We start from the raw sequence: 12,152 nt of genomic DNA on the forward strand, positions 1-12,152 counted from the left end.
TGTGCCGCTCCCTTCCTCGATCGTCACCGCGATCCAACCAGAGCGGCGACCGGCCGCGCCCGGCGGATGCGCGGCCGGCGACAATCTCGGCGTGCCGCCCCGGCCCGACCGTGCGAACCGGGGCCCCCGGCGGTCAGCGTTGGATGGACTTGATCTCCAGGAACTCCTCCAGCCCGAAGCGGCCGAACTCCCGGCCGTTGCCGGACTGCTTGTAGCCGCCGAACGGTGCCAGTGCGTTCCACTGGCCACCGTTGACGTCGACCTGCCCGGCCCGCAGCCGGCGGGCGACGGCGAGCGCGTGTTCCGGCTCGCCGAACACGCCGCTGGTGAGGCCGTACGCGGTGCCGTTGGCGATCTCGACGGCCTCCTCCTCGTCGGTGTACGGGATGATCGTCAGCACCGGACCGAAGATCTCCTCCTGGGCGATGGCGGAGTCCGGGTCGACGTCGGCGAAGATCGTCGGTCGCACGTAGGCGCCCGTCGTGAGGCCCTCCGGCCGGCCGGGACCGCCGAAGACGAGCCTCGCCCCGTCGGCGACGCCCCGCGCGATGTAGCCGTCCACCTTCGCGCGGTGGGCCTCGGAGGCCATCGGGCCGATCCGGGTCGCCTCGTCGGTCGGGTCGCCCACGGTGTACTGCTGGGCTTCGGCGACCGCCAGCGCGACGACCTCGTCCTGACGGGCCGCGGGCACCAGCATCCGGGGCCACGCGCCGCAGACCTGACCGCCGTTGGTGAACACCATCATGAGGCCCTTGCGGACCGCCTGCGGCAGGTCGGCGTCGTCGAGGATGATGTTCGCGCCCTTGCCGCCCAGCTCCAGCGCGACCCGCTTGACGGTTTCGGCGGCGACCGCCCCGATCCGCCGTCCGGCCCGGGTGGAGCCGGTGAAGGAGATCATGTCGATGCCCGGGTGGGCCGAGATGGCCTCCCCGACGACCGCGCCGGTGCCGTAGACGACGTTGAGCACCCCCGCGGGGACGCCCGCCTCGGCGGCGACCTCGGCGAGGATCCGCGCGGTCAGCGGGGCGTTCTCGGACGGCTTGAAGACCATGGTGTTCCCGGCCAGCAGCGCCGGCGCGAGCTTGGACACGACCTGCTGGAGCGGGAAGTTCCACGGTGTGATCGCGCCGACGACGCCGATCGGTTCGCGGACGACGAGTGAGTTGCCGATCTCCTCGGTCCACGGGAACTCGTCGGCGAGGTCGGCGATGGACTCGATCACGGCCGTCGGGAAACCGACCTGGGCGGTCCGGGACAGCGTGATCGGGGCGCCCATCTCGGCGGTGATCGCCGCGGCGATCTCCTCCCGCCGGGCGGCGAGCCCGGCGGCCATGCGCCGCAGCACGTCCGCCCGTTCCCGCGCGGTGCTCGCGGCCCAGGCCGGGAGGGCGGCACGGGCGGCGGCGACGGCCCGGTCGACGTCGGCGGCGGTGCCGGCCGGGGTGTGGGCGACGGTCTGACCGGTCGCCGGGTTGACGACGGGAAGGGTGCCGGCCGAGCCGGCGACGATCTCGCCACCGATCCAGTGGCCGGTGACGAGGTGAGAGGTAGTGGTCATGAACCGACCGTGGCACCAGGCGAGCACCCCAACCAGGTGAGGTCTGTCCGGGGCTCGACGATCCCTGGCTACGGCACGATGGGCGCGGCAACGCCGGCCAGCGGGACCCGCCCGGCCCGCCGGCCGGCAGCAGTCAAGGGGTGATCACGTCGAACCGCTCCCACGGCCCGATCGCCGTACGGTCGGCGACCAGTGGCGCGGCCCCGGCGTTCTCGGCGACGACGTACCTGTCGTTCACCGCGGCCCGTAGGCTCACGCTGCCGTCACCGTTGGGTACCAGGTGGAATCTCTCCCACAGCCCGACCGCGGTCCGATTGGCGACCAGCGGAGCTGCTCCGGCGTTCTCCGCGGCCACGTACCGCCCGTTGGTCCGGGCCCGCAACGCCACCGCGCCGCCGCCGAGGTCGACCAGGTCGAACCGTTCGGCCGTGCCGACCGACGGCTGATCGGCGATCAGCGGTGCGGTGCCGGCGGCGGGCGCGCTCACGTACCGGCCGTTGGCGTGGGCTCGCAGGCTCACCGACCCGTCCGGATCGGGTGCCGGGTCGACCGAGGGGTCGAAGCGGTTGGCCCAGTATCGGGTGCGTTCCAGGTAGGCGGTCTCGGCGGCGGCGCCGGTGCGGCCGTACGCGCCGGAGTAGGTCAGGTAGCCGTGCCCGGCCGGCGGGCTCGCGCTGGCCGGCTCGATCGTCGAGCCCTCGTGCCACTCGTTGAACGAGGTGATGGAGACCCACCTCGGCGGGCCGCCGTGCGCGGGGTCCAACGCGTTGGCCCACTGCTGGTCGTACATGGCGCCGTCGGCCCGGTCGACGGTGGGTGTGGTGTTGCCCGGGACCGCCCGGTCGTCGAGATAGCCCGGGGCCACCGACGGGGCCCAGACCAGGCCGTTGGCCCGGCAGTACGCGGCCGCGCCGGCCCAGCCCGGGGCGGTCGCCCCGGCGATCCCGTCGTAGGTGTACATGCCGCCGAAGTGGGCGACCTTGGTGGTGTCGGTGGTCTGGGCGAGGACGATGCTGGTGTCACGGACCTGCGCCAGCGGCGACCAGTCGGCGATCCGCAGACTCTCGAAGACGTAGAACGGGGCCCGGTTGGCGTGGGCCGCGTCCCGGTGGAACGCGGGGTGACTGCCGTACCGGCTGTGGATGTACCTGATGTCGGCGACGGTGGAGGCGGCCGTGCGGCCGTCGTACGGCTCCAGGTGCCAGGCGACGCGCAGGCCGTACGCGGCGGCGGCGTCCAGCACGGTGGGGGTCAGGCCGTCCTCGTAGGAGCCCTGGCCCCACCAGCTGTAGACGAGCACACCGACTCCGGCGTCGCGGATCCAGGCCATGTGCCGGCGCACCGTCGCCGGGTCACCGGAGTCGTAGGCGCCCAGGGTCGGGTAGAAGTTCGCGCCGATGTCCTGCGGCGGGGTGTGGCCGCCCTGCGGCCAGTGCCGGTAGCTGCCGGCGCGGCTGGGGTTGCCGTACCACGAGTAGTAGAAGATGTGCACGTTGCTGCTGGTCGCGGCGAAGGGCCGGACCGGCGTGCCGGCGGGGGCCGGTGGCTGCAGCGCCGGGGCCGCTTGGGCGGTCGGGGTGGCGGCGACGGCGAGCACGATCGCCGCGACCACGGCGGCGGCGCGTCGCCACCAGGTGTTCGTCGGGTGCATGACGCTCCAGTGGGGGTAGGGCGGTGCGGCCGGGGGGAGGAGCCGCACCGCGGCTTCGGTGGTGGTCGGGTGGCGCCGAGGGGGCGTGGCCCGAGGGGGCGGGCCGGTCGAGGGCACGTCAGCTGCCGCGGGCCTCCGGCTCCCGGCGACGGTGGTCGTGGTGGGCCCGGTGGTCCACCGTCACAGGGGGATCAGGTCGAACCTCTCCCAGGGACCGATCGCGTCCCGATTGGCGATCAGCGCCGCGGCGCCGGCGTTCTCGGCGGCGACGTACCTGCCGTTCACCGTCGCCCGCAGGCTCACCGAGCCGTCCGCGTTCCGGACCAGGGTGAAGGTCTCCCACGACCCGGCCACCGGCCGGTTGGCGATCAGCGGGTCGGCGCCGGCGTTCTCCGCGCACACGAACTGGTTGTTCACCCGTGCCCGCAGGGCGGTGTCGCCGCCGCCGACGTCGACCAGGTCGAACTGCTCCCCGCCGCCGACGGCGGTGGCGGACGCGATCAGGTTGCCGGTGCCGGCGGTGACGTAGCGGCCGTTGACCTGGGCGCGCAGCGCCACGGCACCGCTCGTCGGTGGGCTGCTGCCGGTGAGGATCCGCAGGGCGTCGACCATGCCGACCGAGGTGGTCTTGTTGACGATGCGGATGGTGTGGGTGCCGTTGGTCAGCCCGGTCCGGCGGAAGACGACCTGTTGTGCCTGGCGGGGGCCGGCGACGTACAGGTTGACGTTGCTCTGGAAGACGCCGTCGAGGTAGACGTCGACGTTGCCCATGTCGCTGAACCGCTCGGACAGGTACTCCACCCCGGTGCCGGTGAAGGTGTGGCTAGCGGCCGCGCCGACGGTGGTGCTGTGGTGGGTGTCGTCGTTGTAGTCGCCGTACCCCCGGGCGGTGGTGTGGTGCCAGCCGGGGTCGTAGGTCAGCATGGTGTCGTTGACCAGCCCGCCGCCGCCCGGCCCGCCGAGGCCGAGGGTCGAGGCGGTGCCCGACAGCGTCTTCTCACCCTGGTTGGGCGCGCCGGTCAGTGTCGTGCCGGTGTACGCCGACAGCGGCTTGGCGGTGCGCTCGACCACGTACACCGTGTTCGCCGCCGTCGCGAAGCTGACCTCGCCGGCCGTGGTGGTGGTCAGCACCGCGTTGTCGGAGGCGCGGCGGACCCGCAGCTCCTGGCCGCCCCACGGGTTGACCACCCGGGCGGTCTTGCCGTGCAGGCTGCGGAGGCCGACGTACTTGACCTCACCGGCCTCCCGCTCGGAGCTGACCAGGAACCCGTCCTTCGCCAGGAGGGTGAACTTCCCGACGAAGCTGGCGTCGGTCGGCACCGCCGGGAAGACCCGGATCTTGTCGTTGTACGACTGCATCAGCGACTCGTTCATCGCCGCCAGGTGGATGCCGAGGTACTCGAAGACACCGTTGGTGTTGTTGGTCATCCCGTTCGGGTAATTCTGGTATTTCTGCAGCATCGTCCGCATGCCCTGGAACGCCTGGTTGCCCAGGCCCAGGCGGGCGGCGTGGACGTGGTCGTTGGACCAGACGTTGCCGTACGGGTGGGGGCGCACGTTCCAGGTGGTGACCGCGGTCTGGTGGTCGGGGTAGCCGATGCCGGTGCGGTCGTAGGGCCACACCAGCTCCAGCGCCACGTTCTCGTTGTTGCGGGTCTGCGAGATCGGCGGGTCGTGCGGCAGGTAGGCGCCGTTCTGCACCTGGTAGGGGGCCAGGTTGTCGACGATGTTCTGCCAGTTGGCTCGCAGCCCCGCGTCGAGACCGAGCTGCTGGCTCACTGCGATGGTGAGTGGGAAGAGCAGCCGCACCGCGGCGAGGTCGGTGATGGCGTTGCGGACGTCCCAGTACGTCTCGTGGGCGTTCGAGCTGGCCATGTACCAGCGGCCGGTCGCGGGGTCGCGATCCAGCATGTCCTCGTAGAACTTCACCGCCTCACGCAGGTAGGGGTAGGCGGTGTCGCGCAGGTACGCCTCGTCGTTGGTGTACCGGTACTGGAGGTACATGTTGTAGGCGGCCTCGGTCCCGGTCGAGTAGAGGTCGTTGACGAAGTCGCTGTTGATCGTGCCCCGGGCGTTGCCGTCCCAGCCCATCGTCTCGGGCACCCAGAGCCCGTCACTGCCGTACCGGGTCGTGGTGTACGACTTCAGCGCGGCGAGGTTGCGGCTGTAGAGACGGTTGAAGCCGGCCATCAGGTCGGCGTGGTTGCTGGCCAGGAAGGAGTTGTAGACGTCGCGTTGGTTCCAGTACCAGTAGCCGTTGCTCCACTTCGAGTTGTCCTGGGTGGCCCGGAAGACGCCGTTGATGAAGTGCAGCGGATAGTTGCCGTACCCGCCCGCGGCGACCATGTAGGTCGCCAGGTAGTAGACGTTCTCCAGGTAGTCGGCGTCGCCGCCGGCGTTGGAGTACTGCACGAACGACCTGGCCCAGAAGTCGTGCCACCAGGACCGGTAGGTGTCGAGAGTGGTGGTGTAGCCGGCGTTCTTGACCGCCGCCAGCTGGTTCTTCGCCTGGGCCACGGAGTTGAGGCCGGGGGAGTTGATCCGGCTGGCCGCGGTGAACCAGATGGTGTAGCTCGACGTGGGCGTGATGGAGAGCCGGACGCGGGTGCCGTTGACCACCTGCGCGGTGTAGGACGCCCCCTCGACCGTGGCGGCCAGCGTGTAGCCGAAGTTGTTCGGGTCGGTCTGCCCACGGCTCAGCCCGACACCGCTGGCGTCGGCGAAGGTGGAGACCGTCCGCCAGGTGGTGAGGTCGGGCACGTCGGCGATGTTCTGGACGGTGTTCATGTCCCACAGGCTCAGGTCGAGGCCGACGCTGGTCACCCCGGGCCGGCTGTCCTCGACGTGGATGCCCATGACCTCGGAGTGGGGTGCCCCCATGACGGTGATGGTGCGGTTGTTGTCGTACCTGGTGGTCAGCGTCCCGTCGTACAGCGACAGCCGCTGCTGGAAGCTGGTGTGGCCGGTGTCGAACTGCGGGTTGCTGTAGAGGTTGACCAGGCCGGCGGCGTAGGTGGACTGCGGTGACAGGTCGACGCCGGAGACCTGCATAGTCAGCCCGTCGGCGCTCCAGGCCATGGCGCCCGTGCGGCCGTTGCCGACCGTGAGGCCGTGCAGCGGGTTGGTGTTCGGCCGGTTGTAGACGATGTCGTGCTTGGCCAGGTAGGCGGCGCGGTTGACGTTCAGCGTCCCGGTGCCGGTGTGGAACGCGGCGTCGCCGGGGGCGGCGGCGGCCGGTCCGCTCGGTGCGGTGGCGACGATGCCACCGGCGAGCAGGGCGGCGAGGGTGATGCGGAGCGGCGTTGTCACCTTCATCGACACGATCTCCTCGGGATCGTCCGTTGCGGTTGATGCCTCGCATCCCGCGCAGTGGCCCCGGTCGGCCCGCGTCCGCCGAAACGCGGGCGATGTCGAGACGGATCTGGGGCGTTGCCACCCGGCCGGGGTCGCCGACGCGCGGGTAAACATCGACCCACATCTGTATCGAGCAGTTAACATCGGAGGTCTCTGCGCGTCAATCCCCAATATCTCGGCGCGCGGTGCCCGAAGGTTGCCGTCTCGGAGGTGCGAGCCGGAGAAGATACGTCGGATCTATCTGCGGCACCCGGACGTCGGTCCCGCGCCGCCGGGCCACCCGGCGCCGCGGTCGGATGCCCTGCGTTTTCCGTTCCTGGCGTCGTCGGGTCGCCGCTCAGACGACCTGGGGAAGCTGCCCTGCCTCCACCGGAGTGAAGCGTCGCCACGGGCTGGCCGCGGTGCGGACTCCCGCCTCTTCGCACCGGAGCGAGAGGCCGAGCCGCGCCGCGAAGGTATCGATGACCGGGTCAGCCCGATTCCGCTCCGGAACGACGCCGTCGTCGGCACAGTAGGTGGGTGAACGGTGGCGGCGAGGACGCGGCTTCGCCGCGCGCGTTCGGCGCCGGCGGGCAGGTCACAGCCGCGACACACGGGGGAGTGACCCGCTCCGAGCTCTTCCTCGACCTGGTCTTCGTCTACGCCTTCATCAACGTCACCCTTCTCATGGCGGAACGCCCGCCCCTGCAAGGGCTGCTTCAGGGGGCGCTCGTGGTGGCGCTGATCTGGCGCAGCTGGGTCGGTTACGCCTGGGTGGGAAACCTCGTCCGCCTCGACCGAGGAGCAAGGCCGATCGCGGTGTTCGCGGCGGCCGTCACCGTCCTCCTCGTCGCCGTCGCCATTCCCGAGGTCTTCCTCGAACACCCGGCCGGGCTGGCCGGGTCCCTCGTCTTCGTCGCCGGGTTCCTGTCGGCCAGGATCGGATCGCTGCTGATCATCTTCTACGCGCGACGGGGCCGGGAGATCTCGTCCGACCCGGCCACCCGGGCCTGGCTGCCGTTGGCCGGCAGCATTCCGCTCCTGCTCTCCGCCGTCCTGCTGCCCTACCACCTCCCGGCCGGGCGGGCCACGGACACCGTCCAACTGCTGCTCTTCGTCGTCGCGATCGTCGTCGACTACCTGGGGCTGCGGGCGCCGGGCACGGGAACCTGGCACCTGACGTCCGTGCGGCACTGGGCGGAGCGGCACAACCTGATCATGCTCATGGCGTTGGGCGAGACGATCATCTCGATCGGCACGAGCCGCGGTTTCGGCGGCGGCGACCCGATCACCTGGTTCACGCTCGTCGGATCGGCCCTCGGTCTCGTCGTCGTGGCGTTTCTCTGGTGGGCGTACTTCGACATCGCGTCACCCGCCGGCGAGCAGGCGCTGGAGTCCGTTGCCCCGCGTGAGCGGTCCGGCCGCGCCCGCGACGCCTACACGCTGCTTCACCTGCCGATGATCGCCGGGCTCATCCTGGTGGCGTTCGGGCTCAAGAAGGCGCTCGGCGGAACGCCGGTCGGCCACCCGGACGAGTGGTCGCTGCCGGACCTGGCGGCACTCTACGGCGGTGTGGTCCTCTATCTGCTCGGTCTGGTGGCGTTCGAGTGGCGCACGGTCCGCCGGGTCGGACGCGGTCCCGTGGCCGGCCTCGTCCTGGTGGCGGTTCTGGCCGTGCCGGCCCAGGGCCTGGCCGCCCTGGGCTCGCTCACGCTCCTCGCCGGCGCGCTGACCGCTGTGGTGGTCGCCCACGTCACGGTGCTGCGACGTCGCCACCGACAGCTGCACCGCGCCGTCGCCGTGACGACCGGGCGCGAGGTGGACGCCACCCCCGAGGAGCTCTTCCTCGATCTGGTCTTCGTATACGCGTTCATCCAGGTCACGGTGCTGATGACCCGGCAGCCGTCGGTGCTCGGGGTGCTGCAGGGGCTGGCCGTGCTGGCGCTGCTGTGGTGGTCGTGGGTCAACTACACCTGGTTCACCACGACGGTCCGCGACGCGGGCAACGCCCTGAGACTCGTCGTCCTCATCGCCGTGGCGCTGATCCTGACCCTCGGCCTCGCCCTGCCACAGACGTTCGGCCGCATCCCCGGAGGGCTGCCCGGGCCGTTGATCGTCGTCGTCTCGTACGCGGCGGTCCGCCTGCTGCACCTGGCGGCGTTCTGGTGGGTGCTGCGCCACGACACCGCGCTACGCGCCATCGTCGTACGCGCGGCGGCACCGACCGGCGTGGGGGTCGGCCTGCTGCTCGCCGCGGCGCTGACCACCAGCAGAGCGCCCGCGCCGGTCACCGCGCTCTGCTGGGTCGCGGCCATCGCCGTCGACGTGGGCGGCGGCTTCCTCATCGGGGCCCGCAACTGGCGACTGCGCTCGGTCAGCCGCTGGATGGGCCGCTTCAACCTGATCATCCTCATCGCGCTCGGCCAGGCGGTCATCTCCACCGGTATCGCCGCCGGCGACCCACCCGTCGCGCTGCCCACCTTCGTCGCCGTCGCCCTCAGCGCCGCCCTGATCTCCACGCTCTGGTGGACGTACGTCGGCAGCGACGTCGCCGTCGGCCGACGGTTCGCCGAACTGCGCACCGACCGCCAGCGCGGCGCCCTGGCCCGGGACGCCTACGCGTACCTGCACCTCTTCCTCGTCGTCGGCCTCGTGCTGGTCGCCTTCGGGATACGCACCACCCTGCCCAAGCCGGGGCACGACGTCGGCGGGCCGGCGATGGTCGGGCAGGTCACCCTGGTGTGCGGAATCGTGGTCTACCTGCTCACCGACCACCTCGTCCGGCGGCGTGCCCGCCGTCCGACGGGTGGCCGCCGGGCCGCCACCCTGGTCGTCGCCGCGGTGGCCCCGCTGACGCTGCTGCTGCCGATCCTGTGGGCGCTGATCGTGCTCACCCTGCTGCTGGCCGCCGCCCACCTGGTCGGAACTGCGGCCATCGCCTTCTCCGACCGCGTCGATTGACGTCTGGCCGAGTGGCGGAGGCGAATGGATCGGCGTTGCGTTCATCGGCTCCGGACACCGGCCTCTTCCGTGAACCTGCCGAGGTGGGACCGGAAGAGGAGCCTAGCGCGGGAACGTGCGCCGGGCGGTGGCGTCGCGGATGCGATGCCGTGGGCCCGGCCGGACGACGATCCGCCATGCTGGCGGTGCTTCCTGGCCGGGACGCGCTTCCTAGCGTCCTGCCGCGCTGGTTGCCCGCCGCCAGGCGGCGCCGGTCAGGAGGCGTAGTCCGTTGAGGCCGACGATGACGGTGGAGCCCTCGTGCCCGGCGACGCCCAGCGGCAGGGGTAGGTCGCCGAAGAGGTCCCAGGCGACCAGGACGGCGATGAACACGGCGGCGATGGCGAGGTTCGCGACGACGAGCCGGCGAGCCCGGCGGGCCAGGCGGAGGAGCGCGGGCAGCGTCGCGAGCTCGTCGCGGGTGATGACGCTGTCGGCGGTGTCCAGGGCGAGGTCGGCTCCGGCGCGGCCCATGGCGACGCCGACGTGCGCGGCAGCCAGGGCGGGAGCGTCGTTGACCCCGTCGCCGACCAGCACCACCCGGTCGCCGCGGCGCTCCAGCTCGCGCACCACGGCGACCTTCTCCTGGGGGTGCAGGCCGGCGCGGACCTCGGTGATGCCGACCTCGGCGGCGAGGCGACGGGCGGCGCGTTCGTTGTCACCGGTCAGCAGCAACGGACGCGCGCCGGTCACCGCGGTCACCTGGGCGACGGTGCGGGCGGCGTCCGGGCGGAGCTTGTCGGCCAGGCCCAGCACGGCCACCGGCAGGTCATCGACCACGACGACGACCGTCGTGTGGCCCGCCTGCTCCAGCTCGTCGACGAGAGCCCGCGGCGGGCCGTCAAGGTGGTTGCTGAGTGCGACCGGGCTGCCGACGTCCACCCGGCGGCCGTCCACGCGGGCCGTGACGCCTCGCCCGGGGACCGAGTGGAAGACCTCCGGCACGGGCAGCGGGAGTCGCGCGGCGCGGGCGGCGGCGACCACGGCGCGGGCGAGGGGGTGCTCGGAGGCGCTCTCGGCGGCCGCCGCCAGCGCGAGGATCTGCCGCTCGGTGAAGCCGGCGTGGGGGAGGGGCCGGATGTCCGTCAACTGTGGCGTCCCTTCGGTGAGCGTGCCGGTCTTGTCGAAGGCGACCCGGGTGGCGGTGGCGAGGTGTTCCATCACCACGGCGGACTTGACCAGCACGCCATGCCGGCCGGCGTTGGCGATCGCGGACAGCAGCGGCGGCATGGTGGCCAGCACCACCGCGCACGGGGAGGCGACGATCATGAAGGTCATCGCCCGCAGCAGCGTCGGTTGCAGCTCGGCGCCGAAGGCGAGTGGAACCGCGAACAGGGCGACGGTGGCGGCGACCATGCCGATGGAGTAGCGCTGTTCGACCTTGTCGATGAACAACTGTGTCCGGGCCTTCGTCGCGCTGGCCGCCGCGACCATGGCGACGATCCGGGCGATGACGGTGTCGCTGGCCGGACGGGTGACGCGGACGCGGAGCGCACCGGTGCCGTTGAGGGTGCCGGCGAACACCTCGTCCCCGGGGTGCTTGTCCACCGGTAACGGCTCGCCGGTGATGGTGGCCTGGTCGACCTCGCTCGCACCGTGGGCGACCTCGCCGTCGGCGCTGATCCGCTCGCCGGGCCGGACCAGGATCATGTCACCGACGTGCAGGTCGCCGGCTTCGACGGTCTCTTCCCCGGTCGCGGTGACACGCGTCGCCGTCTCGGGGGCGAGGCCCAGCAGGCCCTTGACGGAGTCCTCGGTGCGTGTGGTGGCGACGGCTTCCAGTGCGCCGGAGGTGGCGAAGATGACGATCAACAGCGCCCCGTCGAGGACCTGGCCGATGGACGCCGCGCCCACCGCGGCCAGCACCATCAGCAGGTCGACGTCGAGCCTGCGCTCGCGCAGTGCCTGCAGCCCGGCCCAGCCGGGTTCCCAGCCGCCCGCCGCGTAGCAGGCGAGGTAGAGCGACCACCACACCCAGCTCGGAGCCGGTGAGAGGTGGGCCAGCAGACCCAGCACGAACAGGCCGGTCGCCAGGGCGGCCCAGCGGACCTGCGGCAGCGACCACAGGGGAGTGCGCCGCGGTGCCGCCTGACGCGCCCGGACGGGGGGCGCCTTGGTGGTGGTCAAGTTCCGAACGCTCGTTGCCACCCGAGCATGCTATATGCGCAGTCACGCAGATACGCAACTAATGGTGTAGCCGTTATGCTGAGGTCATGCACACGTCGCTGCCCGACTTCGACATGCCCCACGAGGAGCAGGTGCATCTCGCGGCGGAGACGTTCCGGCTCCTGGCCGACCCCACGCGCATCAAGGTCCTCTGGGCGCTGCTCCAGGGAGAGTCGTCCGTCGCCTGCCTCGCCGAGCTCGCCGGGGCGGCCCCCACCGCGGTCAGCCAGCACCTTGCCAAGCTGCGTCTCGCGGGGCTGGTCAAGGGGCGCCGCGAGGGCACCTTCGTCTACTACTCCGCCGCCGATGACCACGTCCGGCGGCTCCTTCGGCAAGCGCTGTTCCACGCCGACCACATCGACCGCGACCAGTCCCAGTCGCCGACGGCGTAGCCTCGTCGGCGACCAGCCACGTCGGCAGCCCGGGCTCGCCGGGGTGATCCGA

The 12,152-nt window shown here is 71.7% G+C and carries 6 protein-coding genes; 2 read left to right on the forward strand and 4 right to left on the reverse strand.

Features of this window, described 5'->3' with window-relative positions; translation table 11 throughout:
* Nucleotides 1-133 precede the first annotated feature (133 nt).
* The 3 genes from SM573_RS16535 to SM573_RS16545 all read right to left on the reverse strand — a co-directional run bounded on the left by SM573_RS16535 (nucleotide 134) and on the right by SM573_RS16545 (nucleotide 6,524).
* A complete protein-coding gene (locus SM573_RS16535) occupies nucleotides 134-1,558 on the reverse strand; it encodes an aldehyde dehydrogenase family protein (protein ID WP_474616467.1) in 1,425 nt (474 codons plus the stop codon).
* Between the two features lie 133 nt (nucleotides 1,559-1,691).
* Entirely contained in the window at nucleotides 1,692-3,257 is a 1,566-nt protein-coding gene (locus tag SM573_RS16540; RefSeq protein WP_474616468.1) for a glycoside hydrolase family 99 protein, read from the reverse strand.
* Between the two features lie 132 nt (nucleotides 3,258-3,389).
* On the reverse strand, nucleotides 3,390-6,524 hold the full coding sequence (locus SM573_RS16545; protein WP_474616469.1) for a fascin domain-containing protein: 3,135 nt from the start codon (nucleotides 6,522-6,524) through the stop codon (nucleotides 3,390-3,392).
* Between the two features lie 639 nt (nucleotides 6,525-7,163).
* Here SM573_RS16545 and SM573_RS16550 point away from each other — a divergent pair.
* Nucleotides 7,164-9,503, forward strand: coding sequence for a low temperature requirement protein A (locus tag SM573_RS16550; RefSeq protein WP_474616470.1), 2,340 nt, complete (start codon nucleotides 7,164-7,166; stop codon nucleotides 9,501-9,503).
* 210 nt (nucleotides 9,504-9,713) lie between these two features.
* On the opposite strand, the gene SM573_RS16555 is transcribed toward SM573_RS16550, so the two are convergent.
* Nucleotides 9,714-11,690: a heavy metal translocating P-type ATPase gene (locus SM573_RS16555; RefSeq protein ID WP_474616471.1), complete on the reverse strand. Its 1,977-nt coding sequence runs from the start codon at nucleotides 11,688-11,690 to the stop codon at nucleotides 9,714-9,716.
* 65 nt (nucleotides 11,691-11,755) lie between these two features.
* Here SM573_RS16555 and SM573_RS16560 point away from each other — a divergent pair, with 65 nt between their 5' ends.
* Nucleotides 11,756-12,100 (forward strand): ArsR/SmtB family transcription factor, encoded by a 345-nt coding sequence (locus SM573_RS16560; RefSeq protein WP_474610089.1) that lies wholly within the window; start codon nucleotides 11,756-11,758, stop codon nucleotides 12,098-12,100.
* Nucleotides 12,101-12,152 lie beyond the last annotated feature (52 nt).

Source organism: Micromonospora xinjiangensis (assembly GCF_056150165.1).